The 24,299-nt window shown below is 34.4% G+C and carries 22 protein-coding genes and 4 pseudogenes; 9 read left to right on the top strand and 17 right to left on the bottom strand.

Annotation, left to right across the window (positions count from 1 at the left end; all coding sequences use genetic code 11):
- Positions 1-33: 33 nt before the first annotated feature.
- From LOK41_RS01215 to LOK41_RS01225, 3 genes are all read right to left on the bottom strand, one after another.
- Positions 34-534, bottom strand: coding sequence for a DoxX family protein (locus LOK41_RS01215; protein WP_174098934.1), 501 nt, complete (start codon positions 532-534; stop codon positions 34-36).
- A 264-nt stretch (positions 535-798) separates the two neighbouring features.
- Positions 799-1,350, bottom strand: coding sequence for a delta-aminolevulinic acid dehydratase (locus LOK41_RS01220; RefSeq protein ID WP_241814829.1), 552 nt, complete (start codon positions 1,348-1,350; stop codon positions 799-801).
- Positions 1,351-1,926: a histidine phosphatase family protein gene (locus tag LOK41_RS01225; RefSeq protein ID WP_241814830.1), complete on the bottom strand. Its 576-nt coding sequence runs from the start codon at positions 1,924-1,926 to the stop codon at positions 1,351-1,353.
- Positions 1,927-2,328: 402 nt separating this feature from the next.
- Here LOK41_RS01225 and LOK41_RS01230 point away from each other — a divergent pair, with 402 nt between their 5' ends.
- Complete coding sequence (locus tag LOK41_RS01230; RefSeq protein WP_000071859.1) at positions 2,329-2,451, top strand: DUF4023 domain-containing protein; 123 nt, start codon at positions 2,329-2,331, stop codon at positions 2,449-2,451.
- Between the two features lie 56 nt (positions 2,452-2,507).
- Here LOK41_RS01230 and LOK41_RS01235 read toward each other — a convergent pair whose 3' ends face one another.
- The gene (locus LOK41_RS01235) at positions 2,508-3,737 is read right to left on the bottom strand and encodes an eIF2A-related protein (protein WP_277818445.1); all 1,230 of its coding nucleotides are present in this window, start codon (positions 3,735-3,737) and stop codon (positions 2,508-2,510) included.
- Positions 3,738-4,012: 275 nt separating this feature from the next.
- On the opposite strand from LOK41_RS01235, the pseudogene LOK41_RS29210 reads away from it, so the two are divergent.
- From LOK41_RS29210 to LOK41_RS01250, 3 genes and pseudogenes are all read left to right on the top strand, one after another.
- A pseudogene (locus LOK41_RS29210) lies at positions 4,013-4,138 on the top strand (serine protease); the annotation flags it as partial.
- A 305-nt stretch (positions 4,139-4,443) separates the two neighbouring features.
- The gene (locus tag LOK41_RS01245; protein ID WP_241814832.1) at positions 4,444-6,201 is read left to right on the top strand and encodes an aromatic amino acid hydroxylase; all 1,758 of its coding nucleotides are present in this window, start codon (positions 4,444-4,446) and stop codon (positions 6,199-6,201) included.
- The gene (locus tag LOK41_RS01250) at positions 6,179-6,493 is read left to right on the top strand and encodes a 4a-hydroxytetrahydrobiopterin dehydratase (protein ID WP_241814930.1); all 315 of its coding nucleotides are present in this window, start codon (positions 6,179-6,181) and stop codon (positions 6,491-6,493) included. The genes LOK41_RS01245 and LOK41_RS01250 overlap by 23 nt, the downstream gene beginning before the upstream one ends.
- Before the next feature lie 16 nt (positions 6,494-6,509).
- Here the strand turns inward: LOK41_RS01250 and LOK41_RS01255 are convergent, their stop codons facing one another.
- Together LOK41_RS01255 and LOK41_RS01260 are read right to left on the bottom strand one after the other, a co-directional pair.
- Positions 6,510-7,367: a VOC family protein gene (locus LOK41_RS01255; protein ID WP_241814833.1), complete on the bottom strand. Its 858-nt coding sequence runs from the start codon at positions 7,365-7,367 to the stop codon at positions 6,510-6,512.
- 21 nt (positions 7,368-7,388) lie between these two features.
- Positions 7,389-7,793, bottom strand: a complete 405-nt coding sequence (locus LOK41_RS01260) for a DoxX family protein (RefSeq protein ID WP_174098928.1) — start codon at positions 7,791-7,793, stop codon at positions 7,389-7,391.
- 157 nt (positions 7,794-7,950) lie between these two features.
- On the opposite strand from LOK41_RS01260, the gene LOK41_RS01265 reads away from it, so the two are divergent.
- Positions 7,951-8,496 carry a helix-turn-helix domain-containing protein gene (locus LOK41_RS01265; RefSeq protein WP_174098927.1) on the top strand — a complete coding sequence of 182 codons (546 nt, stop codon included), beginning with the start codon at positions 7,951-7,953 and terminating at the stop codon, positions 8,494-8,496.
- Between the two features lie 50 nt (positions 8,497-8,546).
- Here LOK41_RS01265 and LOK41_RS01270 read toward each other — a convergent pair whose 3' ends face one another.
- The 4 genes and pseudogenes from LOK41_RS01270 to LOK41_RS01285 all read right to left on the bottom strand — a co-directional run.
- On the bottom strand, positions 8,547-8,924 hold the full coding sequence (locus LOK41_RS01270) for a MaoC family dehydratase (RefSeq protein WP_241814834.1): 378 nt from the start codon (positions 8,922-8,924) through the stop codon (positions 8,547-8,549).
- Positions 8,925-9,346: 422 nt separating this feature from the next.
- Positions 9,347-9,805: a GNAT family N-acetyltransferase gene (locus LOK41_RS01275; protein ID WP_241814835.1), complete on the bottom strand. Its 459-nt coding sequence runs from the start codon at positions 9,803-9,805 to the stop codon at positions 9,347-9,349.
- 84 nt (positions 9,806-9,889) lie between these two features.
- Positions 9,890-10,396 carry a GNAT family N-acetyltransferase gene (locus tag LOK41_RS01280; RefSeq protein ID WP_241814836.1) on the bottom strand — a complete coding sequence of 169 codons (507 nt, stop codon included), beginning with the start codon at positions 10,394-10,396 and terminating at the stop codon, positions 9,890-9,892.
- A 456-nt stretch (positions 10,397-10,852) separates the two neighbouring features.
- Positions 10,853-11,452, bottom strand: a pseudogene (locus LOK41_RS01285) (ABC transporter substrate-binding protein); the annotation flags it as partial.
- Between the two features lie 388 nt (positions 11,453-11,840).
- Here LOK41_RS01285 and LOK41_RS01290 point away from each other — a divergent pair.
- Positions 11,841-12,068, top strand: a pseudogene (locus LOK41_RS01290) (recombinase family protein); the annotation flags it as partial.
- 152 nt (positions 12,069-12,220) lie between these two features.
- On the opposite strand, the gene LOK41_RS01295 reads toward LOK41_RS01290, so the two are convergent.
- The gene (locus tag LOK41_RS01295; RefSeq protein WP_241814837.1) at positions 12,221-12,865 is read right to left on the bottom strand and encodes an AbiU2 domain-containing protein; all 645 of its coding nucleotides are present in this window, start codon (positions 12,863-12,865) and stop codon (positions 12,221-12,223) included.
- Positions 12,866-13,116: 251 nt separating this feature from the next.
- Between LOK41_RS01295 and LOK41_RS01300 the strand changes: the two genes are divergently transcribed.
- Both LOK41_RS01300 and LOK41_RS29215 read left to right on the top strand, forming a co-directional pair.
- On the top strand, positions 13,117-14,703 hold the full coding sequence (locus LOK41_RS01300; protein ID WP_241814838.1) for an ATP-binding protein: 1,587 nt from the start codon (positions 13,117-13,119) through the stop codon (positions 14,701-14,703).
- Positions 14,690-14,926 carry a hypothetical protein gene (locus tag LOK41_RS29215; protein ID WP_241814839.1) on the top strand — a complete coding sequence of 79 codons (237 nt, stop codon included), beginning with the start codon at positions 14,690-14,692 and terminating at the stop codon, positions 14,924-14,926. Before LOK41_RS01300 ends, LOK41_RS29215 begins: the two co-directional genes overlap by 14 nt.
- Before the next feature lie 268 nt (positions 14,927-15,194).
- On the opposite strand, the pseudogene LOK41_RS01310 reads toward LOK41_RS29215, so the two are convergent.
- Both LOK41_RS01310 and LOK41_RS01315 read right to left on the bottom strand, forming a co-directional pair.
- Positions 15,195-15,532, bottom strand: a pseudogene (locus LOK41_RS01310) (IS4 family transposase); the annotation flags it as partial.
- A 292-nt stretch (positions 15,533-15,824) separates the two neighbouring features.
- Entirely contained in the window at positions 15,825-18,797 is a 2,973-nt protein-coding gene (locus LOK41_RS01315) for a hypothetical protein (RefSeq protein ID WP_241814840.1), read from the bottom strand.
- Positions 18,798-19,273: 476 nt separating this feature from the next.
- On the opposite strand from LOK41_RS01315, the gene LOK41_RS01320 reads away from it, so the two are divergent.
- Positions 19,274-19,540 carry a hypothetical protein gene (locus tag LOK41_RS01320; RefSeq protein ID WP_241814841.1) on the top strand — a complete coding sequence of 89 codons (267 nt, stop codon included), beginning with the start codon at positions 19,274-19,276 and terminating at the stop codon, positions 19,538-19,540.
- A gap of 434 nt (positions 19,541-19,974) precedes the next feature.
- Here LOK41_RS01320 and LOK41_RS01325 read toward each other — a convergent pair whose 3' ends face one another.
- The 4 genes from LOK41_RS01325 to LOK41_RS01340 form a co-directional block, all read right to left on the bottom strand.
- The gene (locus tag LOK41_RS01325) at positions 19,975-20,370 is read right to left on the bottom strand and encodes a DUF6262 family protein (RefSeq protein ID WP_241814842.1); all 396 of its coding nucleotides are present in this window, start codon (positions 20,368-20,370) and stop codon (positions 19,975-19,977) included.
- Complete coding sequence (locus tag LOK41_RS01330) at positions 20,363-22,498, bottom strand: tyrosine-type recombinase/integrase (protein ID WP_241814843.1); 2,136 nt, start codon at positions 22,496-22,498, stop codon at positions 20,363-20,365. The genes LOK41_RS01325 and LOK41_RS01330 overlap by 8 nt, the downstream gene beginning before the upstream one ends.
- Before the next feature lie 30 nt (positions 22,499-22,528).
- Positions 22,529-23,704 carry a tyrosine-type recombinase/integrase gene (locus tag LOK41_RS01335; RefSeq protein ID WP_241814844.1) on the bottom strand — a complete coding sequence of 392 codons (1,176 nt, stop codon included), beginning with the start codon at positions 23,702-23,704 and terminating at the stop codon, positions 22,529-22,531.
- Positions 23,705-24,028: 324 nt separating this feature from the next.
- The gene (locus LOK41_RS01340; RefSeq protein ID WP_241814845.1) at positions 24,029-24,262 is read right to left on the bottom strand and encodes a YrhC family protein; all 234 of its coding nucleotides are present in this window, start codon (positions 24,260-24,262) and stop codon (positions 24,029-24,031) included.
- Between the last annotated feature and the right edge of the window lie 37 nt (positions 24,263-24,299).

Genomic DNA, 24,299 nt, shown 5'->3' on the forward strand with positions numbered 1-24,299 from the left:
GGTATCTCATCTTTGAGATACCCGTTTCATATATTAAGCAGCTTGCTTCTGCCCTTTTTTCGTTTTTGAGCCTAATAGTTTAGGTACAATCCAGCCATCAAGTCCAATTTTCCCAGCATTCATGCCAGCAACTAAAACGAACATAGATAAAATAACCATTTGTGGATTTACACCTAGAGACCCACTAAACATATAGGAAAAGTTCATTACAAGGCCAAAAAAGACAGCTGTTTTTGTTAAACAACCTACAATTAAACCGATTCCAACTAGAATTTCTCCCCATGTTACAAGTGTGTTGAATAGATCCACATTCGGAATTGCAAAGTCTTGTAAAAATGATGCCCACCAAGACTGCACCGCTGGTTGTGCTCCTTTTGATTTTTCAATAGCCCCTTGTAAGTATCCCGTTGCGTCAAATCCTTTTCCCTGTAGTTTACCGATTCCAGCCATTAGCCATGTGTATCCAAGATAAACACGGATAACCGCTAACACAAAAGAAACTGCTTTGTTCTCTCTTAAAAATTGAATAGCCATATCTTCCTCCTAAAGGTGTAATTAATTTAGTTACAGGTAATATAATAACATTAGTTACTTATTTTTCAAATGTAAATTATGAATAATTTGTGACAATCACATAAAACGTTAAAAACTAATATTTTTATAGTTACTTTTATTACCTGTAAAAAAACTTGAAAATATCATATCATAATTGATAATCATTTTCACTGTTTTTTATAAAAAAATTGTGTGGTAGATGTGAAACGTGCTTATCCTATATTCGGATAAACACGTTCAATTTTACTTATATAATTGAAAGGTATGAGTCTCATCATCTAACAAGTTTGCATCCTGAAATGCATTGTCCACAGTTTTTTGATGATTAATAAGACCGTAAAATAAACGGATTGTAAACATAAGTGCCGCATTTCCATCCACATAATCTGTTGAGCCTATATAAGCTTTTACACCATTATTTAAAAATGCTGTCGCAAGTTTTGGATCTCCTAAAGTACATCCGCTATTGATAATATACTTGTTATGCAATTTTGCATATTGTTTAATTTCAGTGACACCAAAGTTTCCTCTCGGTTCATCTTTCTCATAGACATCTTCTCCTAATTCTCCCATTACAAATTCCCCTTCTTCACCATGAAAGCAAAAAATAATATAATCTATATCTTCATATAAACTTTTCCCTGAAAGAACATCCATCAAATCCCGAGGTCGACCAATCCAATATGTAATAACTCTTGCTCCAAAATACTCAAGCACCGCTCGAAGCGATTGTGCTTCTAAATCTGAATTATGGCCAACTACTAATGCAACATTCAAATAAACTCCTCCACTCATTCATACATTCATTTCATATATACCTGTTTCTTCTAAAAAATCCTCTCTTGTTAGCACCTGCTTTTGTAAATACTGTCTATATGCCGTAATCGTTCCGTCATGTGAAACAATATAGACTCTTTCCGCCTGTAATGTACAACACCAATTGATGAACGCATCCGCTCTATTCTGAAATTCCTTCTCTGCAACCGTATTTATCCCTTCATTCCATAACATATCATTTAAACTTTCCTTTAAAGAAAAACTAGGAAATAACTCTTGAATTACCTTTGTATCTAACAACCTGTCACATGGTAATGTTCTTGCTCCTTCACGATAAGGAAAAATACGAGGAGAAATATATGGATGAGTTATTTTACGGCAAATTACTTGCGAGCTCCATATTGCAGCAGTCTGTAATGTTCGAAACGTGGGACTTGCAAATAATACATCGCTCTCTTGTAGTGGTAAACTACTTTGGAGTAACAGCGCTTGTTGTTCGCCTTCTTTCGTCAAAGGTGGATTCTCTAATTGCAAACTCCTCGGTAAATCCTTTGTATGTTTGCCTTCCCCATGCCTTATAAAAATAAGCTTCATAGTTTCCCCTTCCACTACAAAATGAATGTGTATATTTTTTTACTATTACTTTTTTCATAGTCTCTACTTTTCTCTATCTTCTTCTCAATTCCTTCTACCATTCCTGTAAAAAAGTTTTGATATGTAAATTGAAAATCATTATTACAATATATGTAAAAAAATTTTTGCATATATTGTCTTTAAAAGAGGGAACTCAAAATATGAATTGGGTAATTTATTTTATTGGTATGATAATATAGGGATATATAAATAGTTTCTTTACAAGTGATAAAACTTCTGCACCTTGGATGAAAGCTGAAGAGTCTATCCGAAGTTATACAACTTTTTAATTTACATTCATGATTCCATCCTAAATGGTTATAGTAAAAAAGGATACAACGAAACTTTGAGGAGGATTCATCAATGAGTAACTCAAATGATTTTTTAGACACAATACACGAAAAACAAGCAAAGGACGAGCAGAACAGAAAACATCAAGGTAAAGGCAATCCAGGGAAAAAGAAACCAAATAAAACGCACAAATAATCATTACACACTCTAAACAGAAAAAGCCACCTAAAAGTACATTTTAGGTGGCTTTGTTAATCCTCTTTTACGGAAATAACATCCTCCCAATTCCACTTTTCATAATACGGCTGGGGTACATCTATATTTTCAATCCATTTCTTCGCTTTTGCTCCATCCCCATTCGCCAACCACATATTTGCCTTTTTACGGTCAGAACGCACCCATGTCAATTGATTTTCACTTTTTATATAAACTGGATTGTAATCTCCATATTTTTTTGATGGAGTTGTAATTTCACGTTGCCGATTTGTTTGAATATTTACTTGGTATAAAGAAGGTAATGACCTTTTTTCTTCTTCATTTTCCCACTCCATTTCTTTTGCTCTTGAAAGGGTAATTAGTTTGTCGTTATGCCATGTAAAATCCCAGTCGACATATCCTTTCGGAGTAAATTTTTCTTGCTGAAGAGCAGGTACTTCTTTTATTTTCAAATGTTTATTTTCTATCGCAAATCTTCCGCTTCCTTCAATATAAGCCAATATATTTCTCGATGGGGCCCATTGTATCCACTGGCTATTTAATAACATTTGATCTACTTTTTCAAAATAACTTCCATCCGCTTTCAACAGACAAAGTGTATTACTATCCGCTGACCACGAAGCTGTTGGAACAGCTAAAAATGCAATCCACTTTCCATTTGAAGACCACTTGAAATTGCTTGCAACATAAGCAAGAAAATCCTCCTGCATACTCGGTAATGTATACAGGTGTTTCATTTTATTAGGATTCATTCCAGCATCCTTTTGTACTTCGTATAGCTGCGCTCCTGTCCAACCTGTTGGAAGCAACTGAGCCTCAGACGAAACAAGAAACCTCTTTCCATCCGGATACCATGCATAATCACCTACACCTGATGATACATTTTCAAACGTTGCATTCTTCTTCTCGGCATCAAATGTATTTAGTGTACCTGTAAATTCAAATGCAATTATATTTTCTACTGGTGACCATTGATAATTCGTTGCTTCTGTTTGAGAAGGAACAATTTTTTTCCCATCCACAACTTGGTACAATTCGAGCTCTTTTTGTTCTTCGCCTTTTGCATATGCAATCCACTTTCCATCATATGACCATTTAGGTTTTGTTATGTACTCTCCTTTTGTTATTTGCTTTTCTTTTCCATCGATTTTTATCCAAAGATCATGGTCACGAATGAAAGCAACTTGAATCGCTGTACTCTCTGCGCTACTAACTGACATCATTAGAAAAAATAGAATTACAGATATAAAGCAACTAGCCATCATTTTTTTCACGATGTAATCTCACCTCTTCCCCTTTTTCATAGCATCCCTCGCATTTAGTCTGTTATATACAAAACCCATAAAAACCTAACAAATCAACCTATATTTTTACATTTTTATCAACAAAACCATAAGAGTATTTTGAATTTTTGAAGGTTTTGTGATGTTATGTCAAATTTATGATGTGGCCAACATTCATGTTGTTTTGTACAAACCAATACGGGAGAATTATCGATACATTTTGAGAAGGTTGGCACATTTTATTAGCGGGAGTTTCAATGAAAAAAACTACAACTGCATTACTAAGTGTGGCACTCGTTTTTTTCAGCTTTGGCGCATTGAGCGCACATGCCGAAACGCTGCAAAAGGAAAAACAATTTAGCCCAGAGCTAAAGGCAAATATTTAGCAGTAGGGTGAAAATAAAATTGCAGCAAATGTCGATACGAAAACATCAAAAGAAATAATTGATTTAGAAGTAAAGTAACTGAGAAATAAGTAAATTCTTGCCTACAACTAGGGTGATACCACATTTTTTCGCCCATATCGGATTTTCCGATATGGGCTTTTTTCTGTTTCTCACAAAACAAATGTTAAATAATTCCGAATCTTATGATAAAATTTTATAAGCGCTTACAATATTTGAAAGGAGGTGATATATGTAAAAAAGAACGATAGCATTTTTTTAGATAAAAAAGGAGGATGTATCTAATGACAAGGAAAACAGAAATCCCATCGCATTTAAAACCATTTGTATCCACGCAGCATTACGATCAGTACACACCAGTTAATCACGCTGTGTGGCGTTACATTATGAGACAAAACCATAACTTTTTAAAAGATGTTGCTCATCCGGCCTATGTGAACGGACTTCAATCATCTGGTATTAATATAGATGCAATTCCAAAGGTGGAAGAAATGAATGAGTGCTTAGCACCGAGCGGTTGGGGCGCAGTAACAATTGACGGCCTGATCCCTGGCGTAGCGTTCTTTGATTTCCAAGGGCATGGCTTATTACCGATCGCAACAGATATTCGTAAAGTGGAAAACATTGAATATACGCCGGCTCCTGACATCGTTCATGAAGCAGCTGGACATGCACCGATTTTACTTGATTCTACATATGCAAAATATGTAAAACGCTTTGGACAAATTGGGGCAAAAGCATTTTCAACGAAAGAAGAGCATGATGCTTTTGAAGCTGTTCGTACTTTAACAATTGTAAAAGAAAGTCCAACCTCTACACCCGAAGAAGTTGCAGCGGCTGAAAAAGAAGTTTTCGAAAAACAAAAGCTTGTTTCTGGCTTATCAGAAGCAGAACAAATTTCTCGTCTTTTTTGGTGGACAGTCGAATATGGTTTAATTGGAGATGTGGACACCCCTAAAATCTACGGAGCTGGCCTGCTTTCTTCTGTCGGTGAAAGTAAGTATTGCTTAACAGACGCCGTAGAAAAAGTTCCATTCTCAATTGAAGCTTGTACAAAGACAACTTATGATGTTACGAAAATGCAGCCTCAGCTATTTGTATGCGAGTCATTTGAAGAATTAACAGAAGCACTTGAGAAGTTCTCTGAAACAATGGCTTTTAAAACAGGTGGTGCAGAAGGATTAGAAAAAGCAATTCGTTCTGAAAACAATGCAACCGCTGAGCTAAGTAGTGGATTACAAATTACAGGTACATTTGTGGAAATGATTCAAAATGATGTTGGTGAAGTCATTTACATAAAAACAAATACACCGACAGCGTTAGCACTAAATTATAAGCAATTGCCAAATCATTCTACAGCTGTACATCAAGATGGCTTTGGTACACCAGTTGGCTTATTACAAGGCAATGTTTCACTCGAGGATTGCACAGATGAGAAGTTACAATCACTAGGCATTATCATCGGTAATCGCGCGGAATTATCCTTTGCCAGCGGTGTTCATGTAAAAGGAACAGTAACGGATATTGTGAAAAACGATGAGAAGATCACTCTTATTTCATTTACAGATTGCACAGTGGTTTACAAAGATCGTCTATTATTTGATGCTTCATGGGGAGCGTTTGACATGGCTGTTGGAGCAAAAATCTCTTCCGTATTCCCAGGTGCAGCAGATGCAGCTGCATTCTTCCCGGTAGATGAAGAAGTAGAAGAAACACCGGAACCACTTACATTAACGGAGCTTGATCGTATGTATCAAACAGTTCGCGGCATTCGAAATGAAGGCGTGTTACAAGATTCACACGTAGAACAATTAGTAGCCATTCAAGAAGTACTAAATAAGTTCTATACAAAAGAATGGTTACTTCGCCTTGAAATTTTAGAATTACTTTTAGAGCATAACAAAGGACACCAAGCATCTACTGCATTACTAGAGCAGCTCTCTATCTTTACAGAAAACGAATCTGTACAACGCTTGATTAACAATGGTCTTGCTCTACTTCCAATAAAGGATGTGAAAAATAATGCAACGCCTAACAGATGAAGAAGTACAAGAAGAATTAACAAAGTTAGATAAATGGACAGTAAAAGATGAAAAATGGATTGAAAGAAAATATATGTTTTCCGACTACTTAAAAGGTGTCGAATTTGTCTCTGAAGCTGCCAAACTATCAGAAGAACATAATCACCATCCATTTATCCTTATTCAGTATAAGGCAGTCATTATTACTTTGTCATCATGGAACGCAAAAGGTTTAACGAAACTTGATTTTGAGCTCGCAAGGCAGTTTAATGAACTTTTTTTACAAAATGAAAAAGCAATTATAAGAAAGTAAAAGAGAGAAGCCTTAATTAGGCTTCTCTCTTTGTAATGAAGTGAATACAGTGACCAAACGGATCTTCTACTTGTAATACTCCATCTTTGTACGTCGCAACCGCGCCAATATATTTTAAGCTTTCACATACTTGCTCTTTTTCTTTTTCATCTGCTAGTACAATTGTGAAATATTTCAAGCCGACAGAATTTTGCATTTGGGGCGGCACACCTTCACCTTGCCATGTATTTAAACCAACATGGTGATGATAACCACCTGCTGAAACAAATAACGCACCGTTTCGAGCTGGGATCGTCACTTCAAATCCAAGCCCATCTACATAAAAACGTTTTGCTTCTTCTAAATCAGCAACATGTAAATGAATATGTCCCATTACTGTTCCGCTTGGAAATCCATTCCACTCATTTCCTTGTTGTAATAATCCTTCACCATCTAATGGGTTGCTAACAAACGGCAGCTCTCCCTTTTCATCACGCCACACTTCTCTTTGACGATCGTGATAAATTTCGATTCCATTTCCATCTGGGTCAGCTAAATAAATCGCTTCGCTAAAGTAATGATCTGCCCCGCCGTGTAACGGATATACTTTCTGCACAAGGTGACGAAGAACATTTGCTAAATCTTGTCTACTTGGTAGTAAGATTGCAAAGTGATATAAACCAGTGCGACTTCTTTGTTTTGGAAGAGCATCTTCTTTCTCCTCTATTATAAGAAGTGGTTCATTATTTTCATTGCCAAGTGTAGCGATATTCTCTTCTTCTTTTACCACTTTCAGTCGTAATACATCCGTATAAAATGCTAGAGACTGTTGTAAATTCGATACATATAAATGAACCAAACCAAGTGTTGTATTGGGATGAAGTTGAAAGCTCATATTGTTATGCCCCCATTTCGATTAGTCTTTTTTGAATACAGTTGCTTTTAAGAAATTATCTACAAAACCTTCAGCTTTAGCAACAAATAGGTAAAGTCCCATTGCTAATAATGCAAGATCTAATTCGTATCCTGGATTCTTTCCATCTCCTAATAGACCAGCAGACCATTTTACTTTTACAATAGCTCCGACTAAAATAAGTGCGAATAATAATCCAATATAACGTACACCTAAACCGATAATCAATAATAGACCACCAACTAATTCTACTGTCGCTACGCCGTATGCAAGAGCTCCAGGTAGACCAATACTTGTAAACCATCCTGCAATATTATCAATGCCCGATTGGAACTTTGCCAAACCATGCATAAAGAATGTTACTCCTAATACGATACGAATAATTAAATTACCAATATGTTGATTCATTTTATTCTCTCCTTTATAGTTTTGTTATACAGAACTTTTATTTACATTACAAAACATACAATAAATTTTTTTATTCGTCAATTCATTTTTCTTGAGAAAAAATGAAAAATATTTGCTATGATACAAATAGTTGTCTACAAAAAGGAGCTTGATTCGTATGAATATCGGTTCTGCAATACGTGAAATTCGCCAACGCAGAGGTATAACGATCGCTCAAATTTGCGAAGGAACAGGGCTTTCTAAAGGTTTTATGAGTCAAGTCGAGAACAACAAAACCTCTCCATCTATCTCAACTTTAGAAACAATTTCTAATTTTTTAAATGTCCCTCTTCCTTACCTATTACTTGAGCAAAAAGATCGCATGAAAATTGTTAAAAAAGAAGAACGAAAATACAGTGTATATGGAAAAGATGAACAGAAGATTGAACATGTCGCTGAACAAGGTGGCCTTCGCTTATCTTTAGTAGAAATCCCTATCGGTTTCCCGAAAGAGAACACACCGAATGCTCATGAAGGTGAAGAATGTCATCTTGTTTTACGCGGGAAATTAGAAGTGCAGCATGGAGAAGATATCGCAATTGTCGAAGAAGGAGATTCTTTTTCTTGGAGCGCATGCGTACCACATATTGTACGTAACATTGGTGATGAGGCTGCATTATTACTTATCTCCAGCCATGCTGAAAATCGAAAACGTGTATATTAAAAAACAATGCAAAAAGCCTGTTTTTCAGTTTTGAAAACAGGCTTTTTGTATTATTCTCGTATAATTCCATAGCTTGATCCTATTAATACCTCTTTTCCATTTTGATTACGATACACCGATTCTATCGACACCTTTTTATATCCTTCCATTTGTTCCATACTTATAAGAGTTACATCACAAGTAATTGTATCTCCAGTAAAAACAGGCCTGATGAATTCACTTACTAGTTCTCTTGCTATATAATGCAAATCCCCACCGATTTTCGTTCCTATACTTGCAGTCAATAAGCCATGAACCATTAAACGTCCTTGCTCGTCATATTCCATATGATGTCTCCCTTTATCACCTGTAAGGTCTGCAAACTCGAGAACTTCTTCTTCTGTAAATGTTCTTTCATACTGCAATGTATCGCCTACTTTAATATTCAATTTTATCCCCCTTTTTTATTTTTTGAATTTTCTATATAATTCTACCACAAAATGAATAGTCCTTCATTTTAATCACTAAAGCACCGTTATAAAAATGTTAATAATTAACATTTTTATGTTATTATTTAAGTATCTTTGATGAAATTGGAGGTCTTAACAATGACATTTGAATTAGTTATTAGCATATTATTAGCAGTTTCATTACTCTTCTATTCCACATTAGAAGTTTGGCTTGCTCCCAATAATAACTCCTTCTTTAAAGATTTGAAAAAGAAAATGATATTCCTACTCCCCTTGTTTACTCTCTCATTCGCAGTCCACTATTTCTTTTTTGTACAATAAAATATTGTATCTGTATAAACGAAAAAAGATTGCTATCGCCTAGCAATCTTTTTCTACACTCTTTCTATTATCTAATGATGCTATCGATGCCCCTCTTTTTTTGCTTCGTTATAACCGTAATAAGCACACGTCCCATTTTTTGATAAATCTCGCACCTCAAACCCACAACTACGATAAAAATCAAAGTTATTAGCAGAAGTATGAGCAAACCAATCTCCATGTGGTAGTTTCTGCAAACAAAGGGAAACGAGCTTCTTTCCTAATCCCTTTCCTCTATATTCACACTTCACAACTAAGTCCATAATATTGGCAGCCATGATCTGATCAGAAATCACGCGAACCATTGCAACCATTTCTTCATCATCCCAAATTGTAAAAGCCCATGTAGAGTTTTCAAATGCTATCGTAAATTTTTCAATTTGCCAAGATGGGATGCTATTATTACTCCAGCCTGCATCTTCAAATAAACTTTTAATCGCATAAGCTGGTACGCCTGTCGTTCCTTCTCGAATAATGAGTCCGTTATGATAAATATACAATCCCATTCCCCCTTTTATTGTTATATACTATTCTTTAAGATTTAGATATTACCTTTTAAAAAGGGGGAAAAGATGGAGAAATTTTCATCTTGCTCTCTTAATAGCATATACAAGAACATCTACCCCATGAAATGATGCTGTTTTTTCATAACTGAGTCCTGTTTTTCTAGCAACAAAAATAGAAGCAGGATGATTGGGATTAATAAGAGAAATGAGCTTGTTTAACCCTAATGCCTGGAAACCATAATCTCGAAAAGCTGATGCCGCTTCCTTCGCATACCCTTTTCCCCAATATTCAGGAAGAAGCCAATAACCAATTTCAATTTCCTCTTTACCATCTACTTGTTGCCGAATAAGACCTGCGTGACCAATTGGTGTATTTGTATCCTTTTCAATCATTAAAAATAGTCCTAAGCCGTTTTTATAACTAGGAAGAACCCAGCTTTCAAGGCTTTTTTTACATTGTGTATATGTTTTAGGAGTGCCATTCCCAATATAGCGCATCACTTTCTCATTTCCCCATAAAGAAGCGTAAAAATCTAAATCGGTCATTGTATATTTGCGAAATTGTAAACGATCTGTATGGAACATATCCCCTCTCCCCCCTTTGCCTACATACATTCCAGAATGTAAAATATATGGTAACTTTTACATCTATTATAAAGTGAAACTTTAATCAGTGGGGGGTTTTCTTCATCCCCCACTGATTATTAGTTGAACCAATCGGGCTTTTACGGGCAGTTGATCCCCCACCTACCTTCCTCGTTTCTCTCTGAATCTTGAGGTGGGGGTCTTACTGCCCGTTAATGCGGGATAAACGAGGCAACAGACAATGCAGAAAAATTTCGCAATAAAAAAGACAGTAGACAAAGACTTGTCTACTGCATCCATATCATAACTAGTATAAAGAAAACTACAACTGAGGGGGGTGTAGGCTTTTCATTTCTATACTAGGTATTTATCCCGTTCTAACGGGCGGTAAACCTTCCAATCTTTCAAGTGAAGGGTTTACCACCCATAAGAACAATCTGTGGTAATTTAAGTACGAGCTGCTAAATATGTACCTGGTGCTCCGTAAACTAACAATGCTTTTACATCGCTCTTTTTCTCATATTTTTTCATTTGATCATTTATTTTTTGATTTAATTCTTTTGCTTTATCTTCTTTCTGCATTAGCGTTCCATATATGTTAATACTCTCCTGAATATCTTTTACGGAGTTTGCAGAGGAAATCATTACTTTTGTACCTTGCCCCTCAACCGTTGGGATATTTTTTTGAAATCCGTTATTTGCTACAAGAAGATCTGGCTTTAAGCTAGCAATTTGCTCAAAGTTTGGTTGATGCGCATTCCCAATTACTTGTGCTTTCTTTAATTCATCTGAAAGAGGTAACTTCGTATCTGGACGACCAATAATGTTGCCACCTAATGCATGAATGATATCCATATCTCCCACACTCAGTGTAGCAAAACTTTTTGGCGCTTTCTCAAATGTTACTTTTCTGTCTGAGAAATCTGTAATCTCGATTGGTTTTTTTCCTTTGTCTGTTTTTGTTGCAGACGCTTTTTCGTTCTCTTTTGAGCTGCAACCAATCAGTAAGAAAAAAATAGAACAAATCACTGTAAACAGTGTTATATACTTTTTCATTTCTTCACCTCTAATTGATAAGGATTATCATTATCAATATCGAGCGCATACATTTTCTACAAAACTTTATTTATACAAAAAAACGCTACTTGCAATTATATTTAGGTCATAGATGTTAAACTCAATAAAATCAAAGGTAGGAACATATTTGATATGTACAAAATGTTTCTGCCTTTTTATTATGCGGCGAGACTCCACATCCATCAACTTAAGAATTTTTTAACCCCCCTAAAACAAAAAAATGTACATTTTCACCAGGAGATGTCAATTTTCTCGTTTTGGGGTACTTGCTTTTCTTAGCTTGATGGGCATTGGGTACCGTCAGCATTTTGGAAAAAAACGCGCTAAATTTATAAAAGAATTTTCTATCTCCACCGCCCCAAAAGGTACAGATTTAGTACTACAAATACTATCCTGGCTTGCAGAAGAGGAACAAATAAAAAATAAGATAAGACAAAGGCAAGGAATTGAACTAGCACAAAAAGAAGGTGGACTTTTAGGAAGAAAACCAAAGGAGATTCCAGAAGAATTTTATGAAGCATATCGTTTATGGAAAGCTTGTAATATGAAAAAAACTCATTTTTATAAAGTTGTTAAAGAATACGAGGGGCAATAAAAAAAATAAAAGGAATGTTTAAATCAAGTATATTCATGAAGGTAAGGTAAAAATAAATTAAAATATCTCTCCAAGGCGTAGAATTAGGCATATAAAAAAGAGGACTATTTTTTATATGCCTCTTTTCGTTTGTTTTCTTTTTCATCGATTTATTAACGTAACTTTTCACTAATATAAGTCTCTTGATATTCATTCCCTATACGAACTAACATCAATGTATTTTTTAAATCAGAAATATTGACTGGGGATGAAGGTTTTGATATGCCTGTCAAATAAGCAATGACAGCTTGACTTAGTTCAAGTGAGAAATTAATAAATTGTTTTATCTGCTCTCTTCTTAACGGATTTTCTTCAAACAATTTGTCCATGTTTTTCATAGCCTTCTTAGTATTATGACTATATATATTATCTCTTTGAGTATACAACCAGTCTAAGCTGTTATTTTTTTCAAATTGTTCATATTCCTGTTTTTTTGATTTAAAAAAGGCTTCTGGTGTTGGTCCAATTACTGTCAATTCAGTTGAAAATTTTTTATACTCCATACATCGATCAAGAAATTTTTTAACGCTAATTGCATTTTTGTTTGTAGTTTTATCATACAATTTGGACACGACTGCAAACGTTGAAACTACTAATGAATTATTAATGAAATGATAAAAAGCAGAGGAAGCTCTCATCTCATTAAAATATTCCACTTTTTCTCTTTCCAATTGCATCATTATTTCATAAAAGTTATTTGCCTCAAATGACTGTTGGTAAATTTCTTCCGCAAGCTCTAGTAACTGCTCTTCTGTCATAACGTCCCCTCTATACCTATCTTTTATTTTCATTATATCACAATTTAAAACCCTTCTTCCCAAACCGTTCCATTACGGGGTAGCACCACATGCCCATCAAACTAAGAAAACAGATTAACCCCAAAACGAAAAAATATGCTTTTTTGTTTTATATTAATAACAGATAATTTATTATTAATTCTTTAATCCTTATTTTTCCTGTATAATTTACTTATTGTAATTATCTGACGATAAAGGAGATAAGGATTAATATGAAGTTGCATTCTATTTGTATTGAAGGTTTTCGTAGACATACTAAAACAGAAATTTTATTTTCAGACACTACTTTTTTGATAGGATCTAATAATGTTGGTAAAAGTTCAATTTTAAAAGCTTTAGATTATTTACTGACAGATAAGAAAAAAATTTCAGAGCATGATTATTTTTGTATTTTAAATGAAAATAAAGAAAATCAAAGATTAACGGATGAAGTTGTAATTACTGCTGAATTTAGAAACGTACCCATTGAAGCCGTAGAATGGAAAGGATTTAATAGACAACGTTTATTTGAGTATGATGTTCCTGAAGATTCTAATGAAACAGGCTTAAAAATCTATTATCGTAAAACATATAAATTAGGATCTCAGGCTCCTATAATAGAAATGCAACAATATAAACTTGAATTGAAAGCACAATTTTTAGATTGTAGTAAAGTTCAAGATTACATAGATGCTGGTTTAAGTGAAGAAGATGCTGAAAAATTTTTCATTGGAAAAACTAAAAATCAAAAAATTACAGGTAGTGTGTTAAAAGATTTAGAAGATATTGCTCCTGAAGAGTTGTTTGATATAAATAAAAGTGAAACGATATGGTTTGAAAATCCAGGAGGGATTTCTGGGAATGTACTAACTAAATTACCTAAATTTTTGTTAATACCTGATCAAGCTAAAACTGAGGAACTTTCAGGGAACAAAGGTGCTTTGATAACAACCTTGAATAGTTTATTTGAAGATGTAAGAAACTCATCTTCAAATTTCGAGAAAGCACAATATTATTTAGAGGAATTAGCAAAAGAATTAGATCCTAAAGATGAAGAAAGTGAATTTGCTCAAATGCTTTCTGGATTGAATAAGGTGGTTGGTGATGTATTTCCAGAGACAACTTTTCTTGCTCAAGCAAATCTTTCTAATCCTGATGAAGTTATAACTCCTAAATTTGATATTCAGTTAGGAAGTAATGTAAATACTAGTGTTGATAATCAAGGTGCTGGTGTTATTAGATCTTCAATCTTTGCAATGTTAAGATATAGAAGTATGAGGGAAAATAATCTTAAACGTCAAAATAAAGAGTATGTGAGACCTTTATTAATTGCTTTTGAAGAACCAGAGATTTATTTACATCCTAAAGCTTCTCAACAAATGAGAGATACTATCTATGAATTGTCATCTGATCTTAATAATCAAATTGTGGCGACTACTCACTCTCCTTATATGATTGATTTAAGTAAAAATTCGTCTCAAGTTTTAAATTCTCTTTATACAGTAAAATCAAAGTATAAAGAAACGGATTTCTTTATAGATGAAGTAATAGCAAATCCTTTTAATGTAGGTCAAGCATTTAAAGAATTAGTAAGCGATGATAAAAATTATGTTAAAATGCTACTAAAAGTTGATGATAGTATTGCTAAAGTATTTTTTGCAAAAAATGTTTTGATTATAGAAGGAGATACTGAGGAAGTTGTTATTAAAGAAACTATTTCAAGAATGCCTGAGGAATTAAGAAAAATATTTTCATATGATTGGGAAATTGTAAAAGCTAGAGGTAAGGCTCTAAGATATTTCTCTAGTGAAATATCTTAGAGCCTTAGGAATTAATCCTTATGTTATTCATGATAGGGATATTAATACACCAAAGGCATCTCAATTTAATGATCCTATACTTGAAGCTTTGGGTGATGAAAATAAACATAAGAGAATAATGTTAGAAGAGTGTATAGAGGATATTTTAGGATATGTTTCACCAAGTCGTGATAAACCTTTTAAAGCTTATAAGCATATTACTGAAAATTGGGATGATGACTGAGATAGTGTAAATTCACAGTGGAAAAATATAATCGGAGGATTATTAATTTCTAGTGTCCAAGGTGAAGCATTCAAGGAAGTTGCTGGTACCATAGAAGATTTCTTTAAGGAACAGGAATGACTTAATAGGGGTATCGTCACATCGCTATCAAGCTAAGCTCATACAACGTCAATTATAGTAGAGGTTATTTCTTTTTTCTAAAGGCTACGTGTAGGGAATTTAAAGATTTGCATACGAAATAAACCCTAATGGGTTTCATTTTTTTGATTTAAGCCGCTTGATTATCAGACATGGTACAATTGTAAACGACACCTAATATATCAAAGACTGTTTTCTTCTCATATCTATGAGATTTTCGCCCGTTTTGCTGTAGGAGGTTGAACAAGCGAATTAGAATCTTTGATAGCTCTTGGGTGTCTTTCTGTATAGCTTGGAAAAGAAGAAGAAAGTAATCTTTAATCATATATATGGCCTTATATTCACTCAGTTCTCGTTTCTTCTTCATAAGAAGTAATTGCCGCATTTGAAACATGGTAGAATGGCAATCAGCTGCCCATACAAATGGCATTCCAATCGTTCTCGTTTTATCTTTTTACAATGATGAATAGGAAGTTAAAATTTTTGGTTTCTTGTGTAGCTTTGAAATAAAGTTTAATTGAAACAATTGTAGCTTTTGAATAAAGTTTGATTAAATTAACTTAATAAACCTTGATAAAAGAACAAATAGAAAAAGCGTGTTTTGAAAAAAAGATTGATCAAAACACGCTTTTTCTATATTCAATTAAATCATCCTTTTATAAAAAAGTTTGATAATTTTTGTACTTCTTGCTCAATTAAAGCGCCCTTTAATTGAAAAAGAGCATATTTTACTTATTCAATGGATTTATATACTAATTGATTAACCTATTCTTAACCTTTCAAAACGACTTAAGTCGATTTGAGGTAAGTTGGGTAGGGATACATCTGGCGCCCAATCAGTATTGAATTTAATTTTAAGCTTATTTCTAATTTCTTCGGTGGGTACTCCTGAAAGTTCTAGTATCTTCCCTAATTCAAAAGGCTCAAGGCGAAAAAGATTTCCATAAACCTCTAAAATTAAATCTGAAGAAAATCCTAATCCATTCAACCAACTAGCCATTTCTTCCATAGGAAATCTTATACCGATGTACATACATGCTATCAACCCTTCTGTAATTTGGGGAAGATCGAATTCAAGTTGATTCAGTTTTTTAGTTATTTCTTTCCCATCCCAATACCCAGATTTATACATTGCATAAGCTATTTCTTGAGGGAGAGAACCTATATTCTTTAATTGAAGTGGTATGTCTTCTATATTCACTACTTGATTATCGTATAGGGATGCCAATTTCACCAATCCAGGAGCAATTTCAAGAGCCACATGATAACCAGCATCTTTAAGATAGCGATTCATATCGGCTATTTCCGCCCCAAAAGTACTTCTAAGGTAGTGCATAACCTCTGCGATTTTATAATTATCAGCGCTTTTAAACGCTTTGGCTGCATCTGCTGCTGATAAATGAAACACATCTCTTAATAGTTCACCTTTATCGATGGCAATTTCTACGAGTCCATTTGGTGCTCCAAATAGTGGACCAGCATCCCTAAGTAACTGTGCAGGATCGTCATACCATCGACTAAAATAATCCCAGCTCTTTGTTTTTATATGTTGAATAATTAAATTTTTTATATCTTTAAGGCTTGGAAATTCAGTTTTAGTTTCAAAATTTATTGTTAACTCCTCACCATGGAACGAAAAATTCCCTGTAACCTTACACAGAAATTCATTCAGCTCAAGATTAAGGTCAATTTCAATTGTTACGTGAACTCCTGTATCTAGAAAAAGGTGACCTATTAAGAAAGTAGCAGTAACAACAGGCTTATTTAAGGATATACGCTCTACTAGGTGAAAGCCTATTGTTGTACTTGCTACAAATCGTTTCTTACCATATAAAGCACATGACATAGTAACCGTCCCAAACCCTTCCAATTTCTCTTGAATGTTAAATAAAAAACCTTCTTCCTTAACGTGTGCCTCTATTGCAAGCTTAGCAAAATCAAATAGGGAGACACTTGCCGATAAATATAGATATTCAGAATCCTGTGCAGGTTGAGTAAGCTGTCTCGTATCAATAATAATAATGGCTCCTTTTTCACCCGAAGCATCTGCGATAAGCAGAATATTACTAAATCTAATAGGCTCACCCAACTGACCTTTTGCATAGAGCCCTTTTTCGTAATTAAATTCAATGTGCATTATAGAATCTAAACCAAATAAAGATGAATCAGCATAAAGAGAAAGTCCTGGCTGATAGATTACATTAGGGTCAATAGGGCTTCTAAAACCTTGTGGATCGGCTACAATATATAATTCGAATTTTCGTATGATAACTTTATTTAAGAGTGGAATCCACTCGCTATTAAGTCCTGTTAATGCGTCAATCAATTTTGTCAAAGGAATTTCTTCAAGTTCTGTAGGTGAGGCTGGCTCTTTCTTGAGTGAAGCAATAATAGCTTTAGGAATTCCTCCATTAGCAAATTCCCCTCCAGCTTCTAACTGTATGTCGTCTCCAAGTACAATCTTACCTATAATCCCAAAATTGAACCCATCCTCTTCAAAACCAATACTGGCACCCAAATCTTCTAAAACAACTCCCTTTATACCAAATGGTTCATTCCAATGTCTTTTATCTTCGGGTAACGATAAAATTATGTCTGGCATTTCGTTTGGATTCAAGGAGCTATGGCACTGAAAATCAAATCGGTCTTCACCAATTATGAGTACGATTATCCCTCCGATATTAAAAGAAGTTTGGCTTGTTATAATATTGAAATGAATTCCCTCAAATTGTAGAAATCCTTTTGGTTCAGGATTTTTTGGTAGTTCTGCAATAATCTTCGGTGTGTTTAGTTCACCATCAAGGTGAGCTGATAGTTTGAATGAGTTTAATTGTCCGAATATTGGTTCAAGTGTTTTTATAATGGAACCAGACATTTTGGCGATAGTGAAAAAAGTAACATCTTTTTTTACTATCGAAGGAGCACCTAATAAATTTTGTCCCAATGTACTGCTGGAGATAGGGAAGTTATCTATGGTACTAATGAGTAGACCCGGTTTTTCAAGTTCAACATTCAATTGAAATAGTTGTCTTAATATTTTGAGTTGATATATTATCATATCAGGGATCCAATCCTGTGGTGAAAAGAAACCAATTATATAGCCAGGATTGCTCCCATCTCTGTAAGTTTCAAACAGAATCTGTACTTTTTCTGAGAGATTTTGATTCCATACTTTTAATTCTAAAAAACCTTCAATTTTAGCCGTATACTTTCTTTGATCCTCAGGTACAATTATAAAATTAAGTTCTGCCTGCATGTTGGAAATCTTTATATGTAGGGGAGATATTACTTTTTCCCATGGATGGGAATGTTTTACTAATACTTTTAAAGTGTGTTGATTCCGGGAATCTAATAAAAATATTGACTCTTCTGCATCCAAAGCGTCCAAAACTGTTTCCTTGAGTTCCTGAAAATAAGTTGATATTCCCCATTGAGTAGGAAATTTTGAAAGTTTGATTGAAATTTCTGGCTTATCCTCAGTAATGAAAAGTTCGGCTATTACATCTAAAGACTGTGCAGAAAATATTGTAGTTGTTATTTTTCCTGTTATTATTATCTTACTTTCACTATCTACAGTGTTCACTGTCGCTTGGTCAAACGTAAGCCTTTCAACAGATAGGAAATTTTTAAATAATTGGGATATTTCCGATGTTCCTAGTTGTTCAGCACTTAGGTTAAAGGTTGTACCACTTAATCCTTCGTTAATAATTGTCTTTAACTGGTTGTAATCCAAGTATGTCACCATCCCATTCTATAAAAATTTTGGATAGTAATAGATTTTACTTACTTAATGAATTTATGTAAAAAACAGTAATAAGCCAACTTCTTATTACCTTTTTAAGAATTTTATCGTAATTAACTAATAGGTCTTGTTCCATTAAATGGCCCTTTAGTTGAATAACTTTATTGCTACTCAACTATTCCTAAATCCGCCTTTCAGTTCAGATCTTCTTTTCCCTATAAAAGCACCCTTTTAGATAAACAAATCCAAAGGGGAAAAACATCGCAACTTTTTTATAAACAGTACGACTTTATTTCAAAGCTACATCTTGCTCAATTAAAGCATCAGTTAGTTGAATAAGCAAAAAGTTAAAAACACTATTTGTTGTGGTCTTTTATGCTATGCTCCTTAATATTTTTGTAGTAAAATTCTGAGTATAGACAAGGTTTGTCTGTTTTAACAAATACTTGCTTAAAGAAAGGATAATTATGTCTAAATTCTCAAAAGCATTTAATGAATACTTTTATGCTTGGGGCGATAATGACCCTAAAAAAGAAGTTTGGAGATACGGAAAATATGTATCTTTAGAACGATTACATGGATATGACGATTATGTATATTACAGACCACGTAGGCAAATGGCAGGAAGGGTAATCGTTTTAAGCCTAATTGGAAGTGGATATTGTCTATATAAAGGTGGCTCTTACCTCAAAGCCAAGTACGATAAAAGAAAGACAGATAAAGAAAATCTCTAGTCTAAAATAGGCTAGAGATTTTCTTTTTACTTTTTTCTGAGAGATTTAACACTATTGTTTTCAATGTATACGCTCTTGGATACAAGCATAAATTGGAAACAATAGTGGTGGCTGCGAGGTTATTTTGTAAGCTGTTTTCTTCAACTAAACTGCCAGTTAGTTGAACAAGGAATCATGTATATCATATACAATTTCAGTCTACATAATCGTTTATTATCGGTAGCGAAGACAAGGCGGTTCCCTACTCTCATAAGGAATCCGACTTTTTCTCTTTCTACCAATCTATGCAATTTCTGATACATTCCTATCATGGTGTGGGTTTTCGGGTTCTCGTTTGTTACTGGATTAGCCAATAAACTGTATAAAATCTTGCATACTCTTAGCCTGGGTTTTTTCAAAAATACTGGCGATCCCCCAATATGTGTGCTCTTACTTTATAACTTCGAAAAGTATTCAGTAAGTTTTTCATTTTCTATTTCACGTAATCGCTTATTTTCTTTTTCGATTTCTTTATTCTTTTTCTCCAACTTATCAATCCTTCTTTTGAGTGAAGCGATTACGGCGTTTTGATTGTTTTCATCTCGTTTTATTCGGGATTCTACAAATACCTTTTCTTGTTGATTTCGTAAGAAATTGATACGCTCTTTGAGCTCATGATGGTTATAAAGCGTTGCTTTGCTCACCCCAGCTTCTGCTGCCACGCTATTAAAGTTAATTGCCTTAGAACTCTTGGTTAGACGTTTAATAGCTTCCTCAACCTTGGCTATAGTTATCTGTTTCCTTTTTTCATGTAGCTGCCTCAGTTGCTCCTCACGGTTGAAATTAGCCACGCTTAACACCTTCCTTTTTCTTACGTTCTAATTGTCTCTTCATCCGGTCAAATCGTCCAAAAATGACATTTCCACCCTTGATTGTTTCGTAAATGTTTTGGTATCTTTCCAAGTTCTTTTCGTTTGCTTTAACCATATCTTCGCGACCGTATTCTTTTGAGGCTTCAATCCACTTTGTAGTAGTCTCTATAAGAAGTTCATACTTTTTAACATCAAAACTCGTCATACCTACAGCTAAATCAAAACAAGGCTTTCCATCATTCGCTGTAAGACAAGGAGGCTCTGCTGCCAATGGGCAGTTTCCGTTCACTCTGGCACGACAAGTCCCGTAAGGGTTGTCCAGTGCATTTAACTTCTCGTCTTTCCACATCATCTCTAAAACGTCTTCAGGAATATCCACCGTTTCTGATACTTGATGGATTTCCCCATTTAGGTCAAAAGAGAATACGCCTTGTTTAACAACCTTTTCAAATGCTTTCCGTTTTGTATCGTCTAATAAACGTGCGTAACGTAGCGTCATTTCAGGTGACGCATGAGCTAATAATTCTTGTACTGTTAAAATATCCGCTCCACCATTTAACATCTTTACCGCATAAGTATGCCTAAATTGGTGTGTTTTGAAGTGAAAAACATTGCCCATTTCGTCTCTAATATTCTTTTTAATTGCCAAATCGTTAAGTTTATCTCGCACCCAACCCTGAGGAAAAGGTTTTCCCTTACGGGAACCCCTGTAACGAACGAAAATATATTTTTCAGGATTGTTATCATCGTTACTGAGTTCCTTAGAATTGCGAATTAAAATGGCAATCATATTTGCTAGTTGGTCATCAATTGGCATTTTATGACCTTTTGTATATGTTTTTTCAATATCGGTTTGAATGGAGTATTTGCCATTTAAACGAACTAAACAGTCCTGTGTTAATTCCAATACATCATTTATACGCATTCCGCTTTTGAATGCCACCCATACGACAGGTTGTATATCTAGATGGAGGTCGTTAATATTTTCAAATAACTGTTCCAATACACTGTCTGGAATGTAATCAATATCATCATCCGATTTTTTATCTAGCTTTGGATAATCCTCATCATAAAGCAGTTTGGAAGTTGATTTTTCAGGTGCAATGCTGTAATCAAAACGTTGGGTATCCTTCAAAAATTTATAAACACACTTTATATTGTGAAGTATATGTGCCTTCGGATTAGCATTTTTGTGTTTTATACTGCTTTTTGCATAGTGACGAAGGTGTTCTAAATATTCCTCAATATGCTCTCTTGTAAGACCCTTTAAATCATTCCAATCGGGTTCTAATTTTGAAATGAAATTTAGAAACAGTGGGACTACTTGAAGATAAACTCTAGCAGTTCCCCATGAAAATTTTCCTCCGCCTAATAATCTAGTTTTGATATATTTTTTTAAATACTTTCTAAAAACTATAGTTTCAACATTTTTAAAATTAAGATAATAATTTGTGATCGAAAGAGTATAAGTCACTCCATATTTGGCATTTAATACTCTTACATCCCATCTATCTTTTTCCCATTCTTCACGAGTGTCTGTTAGGTTAAATAAATTTTCATGCATCACACGGAAGAAGTTTGCTATTTCGTTTTTATATTCGCACTCACCGTACTTGAGATTTTTTGATGTCTGGATAGTTTTGATACCTTTATCATTCAACCACCAAATCCATTCTTTTTCAGCTCTCTCAATATCCAAATCAAGGAAAGAGTGAAGGTGAGGATACTTTTCATTTTGAAATTGAATTAGTTTATTTAATTTCGATGGATATTTAGCAAACAGTGTAGTTAAACTCCATTCATCGCTGAACAATTTATGATAGCACACCAATTTCAATTCTAAGGCAAGTGAATGATTCTCCGTTTGGAATTTTATATTTCGACTTGTCCTTTTGTATTTCACATATTGTTCTTGAAAGTTCGGGATTTGACCAATATCATCTACATTCCAAGCATCATTAACGAAAAAGTAATCGTCTTTTACAAGTCTTCTTGCTACTGTCCCGTCGTTGGAAATATCCTTAACCTCGTAAGAGGAGAGAGTAGAAGTGATTAAGTCCCAATATTCACTTTTAGGGATTGAATTACTTACTATGATTTTATCCAATGGTTTTCCTCCTAAAATGCTAATCTAGTTCTAAAAAGGAACTGCTTCGTCAGGGATGTCTGATTGAAAGTCCTCCTCTTTTTGTTCTTTACTTTGCCCAATTTCAAAGGCGTGAGAAGCTTTCTCCCAATCCTTACGGATATCATCTTCGGAAGGGTGAACGTATAGGTTAATCGTTGTTTGTATTTGTGCATGACCTAGACGCTCTTGTACCATCTTGATGTTTTTCGTTTGAAGATAATAAATCGTTCCATGAGTGTGCCGAAACATATGAGGAGTAATATGTATGCCTGTCTTCCGTTCAATCTCTTTAAAAGTGGAATAGACATCGGAATAGGTTAAGGGGGTTCCAGCATTCTTCCCCCAAATCTTCACAAACACAAAGTTATGGTCTGGATTATATTCATCAAGCACTTCGTACAAATAATCATCATACAAATCCATGAGTCCTTGAGAGATGTCTAATTTTCGTTCTCCAGTCTTCAACTTACCCCCATTTGGTAATTCGCCTCTATCTGTCAGTTGGATCTTGTGCTTCCTTTGTTTGGCATCAAATTGCAGGTCCTCAAGAAACAGGGAAAGGACTTCCCCTATACGCAAGCCACTTTCGAAAAGCAACCGTACCAGAAACCTATCCCTAATGTTCGTAGTAGATTGATAGATTCCATCAACTTGTTCCTTTGTAAATACCTTTACTCTTTCCCTTGGTACGTCTAATTTAAGGATATTTTTAGAAAGTGGTTTACCCTCATTTACATGATGTAAGAAACCTTTGTATCCATTTCCACCAGCCCCAACAAACATCTTCTTCATCAGCTTTTCAACAATATCTGAGTCAACTAAATCATTTCTGTATAGATAATCATAAAATGATGTAACTGCCGTAAGGTAAATGTTTACTGTTCTTTCACTACGTTTAGCTTTCGCTTTTTTATGAGGTACTACTTTGTTACTTTCGTATGGATTTCTGAGCCAAGCAACGAAGTTAGATAACAGATGAAAGTTGACTTGCTGATAATTAATTCCTGTTTGTTCTAAGTATGTAAAGTAAAATTTCAAAGCTGTACAGTAAGTCTTTAAAGTGTTGCTGCTCTCTCTGTTATGGAGGTATTTCATGTACTTTGCAACAGATTCTACAGGCAACCCATTTGTATCTAGCAGTAGATAAACTTTTCTATTGTCAACCGATATCTCTTCCACTCTCATGAGAACAATCTCCCGTTAATTATTATTTTTAATAGTATTTCTGCCCATAATGACTACTATTATTGTTGTTTTTTTAAGGTCCTCGACCTAACGGTTCTGCGGAGTGCTGTCCTCGCACTGAGGCTCTGTCCCCCACCTTTAATTGAACCAACATTCTGTTATTTCCATACATTTTATACATTATAAACTATATTTTCAATCTTTATTTTTCAAATCAATTATGTAAATAAAAAAGGATAATTAGCCATCATAATAGACTAACTATCCTTTTAATTACTATCTAAATTAAAAAAAAGATACACTCTTTTCGTAGCGTTTCATCTATCAATTTGATTCATATTCGTTCTCCTCTAATCTATCACGCAGCGCTTTAACACGCTTGAAAAAGAAAAATGACATCCCTAAAAATAAAGCGATAACCCCCATCATCGCAAAGGATTGTACAGTTTCTCTTCCTTCAGTTGGAATCAATAGGCCAATCATTAAAAATGTGGCTAGTGCAAGAAGAACTTGACCGAAGCGAATATAATCTGCTATTTTCTGCTGTAATTCTTTCATACTTCTACCACTCCTCCCTCTCACTCTATCATATTCT

Source organism: Bacillus sp. TL12, from assembly GCF_022625245.1.
In the GTDB taxonomy this organism is placed as follows: Bacteria; Bacillota; Bacilli; order Bacillales; family Bacillaceae_G; genus Bacillus_A.

What these genes read in the sequence shown, in the direction of transcription:
- LOK41_RS01215 (WP_174098934.1), bottom strand. Translation starts at nt 534, where the DNA reads ATGGCTATTCAATTTTTAAGAGAGAACAAAGCAGTTTCTTTTGTGTTA.
- LOK41_RS01220 (WP_241814829.1), bottom strand. Translation starts at nt 1,350, where the DNA reads ATGAGTGGAGGAGTTTATTTGAATGTTGCATTAGTAGTTGGCCATAAT.
- LOK41_RS01225 (WP_241814830.1), bottom strand. Translation starts at nt 1,926, where the DNA reads ATGAAGCTTATTTTTATAAGGCATGGGGAAGGCAAACATACAAAGGAT.
- LOK41_RS01230 (WP_000071859.1), top strand. Translation starts at nt 2,329, where the DNA reads ATGAGTAACTCAAATGATTTTTTAGACACAATACACGAAAAACAAGCA.
- LOK41_RS01235 (WP_277818445.1), bottom strand. Translation starts at nt 3,737, where the DNA reads ATGATGGCTAGTTGCTTTATATCTGTAATTCTATTTTTTCTAATGATG.
- LOK41_RS01245 (WP_241814832.1), top strand. Translation starts at nt 4,444, where the DNA reads ATGACAAGGAAAACAGAAATCCCATCGCATTTAAAACCATTTGTATCC.
- LOK41_RS01255 (WP_241814833.1), bottom strand. Translation starts at nt 7,367, where the DNA reads ATGAGCTTTCAACTTCATCCCAATACAACACTTGGTTTGGTTCATTTA.
- LOK41_RS01260 (WP_174098928.1), bottom strand. Translation starts at nt 7,793, where the DNA reads ATGAATCAACATATTGGTAATTTAATTATTCGTATCGTATTAGGAGTA.
- LOK41_RS01265 (WP_174098927.1), top strand. Translation starts at nt 7,951, where the DNA reads ATGAATATCGGTTCTGCAATACGTGAAATTCGCCAACGCAGAGGTATA.
- LOK41_RS01280 (WP_241814836.1), bottom strand. Translation starts at nt 10,396, where the DNA reads ATGTTCCATACAGATCGTTTACAATTTCGCAAATATACAATGACCGAT.
- LOK41_RS01295 (WP_241814837.1), bottom strand. Translation starts at nt 12,865, where the DNA reads ATGACAGAAGAGCAGTTACTAGAGCTTGCGGAAGAAATTTACCAACAG.
- LOK41_RS01300 (WP_241814838.1), top strand. Translation starts at nt 13,117, where the DNA reads ATGAAGTTGCATTCTATTTGTATTGAAGGTTTTCGTAGACATACTAAA.
- LOK41_RS01320 (WP_241814841.1), top strand. Translation starts at nt 19,274, where the DNA reads ATGTCTAAATTCTCAAAAGCATTTAATGAATACTTTTATGCTTGGGGC.
- LOK41_RS01335 (WP_241814844.1), bottom strand. Translation starts at nt 23,704, where the DNA reads ATGAGAGTGGAAGAGATATCGGTTGACAATAGAAAAGTTTATCTACTG.
- LOK41_RS01340 (WP_241814845.1), bottom strand. Translation starts at nt 24,262, where the DNA reads ATGAAAGAATTACAGCAGAAAATAGCAGATTATATTCGCTTCGGTCAA.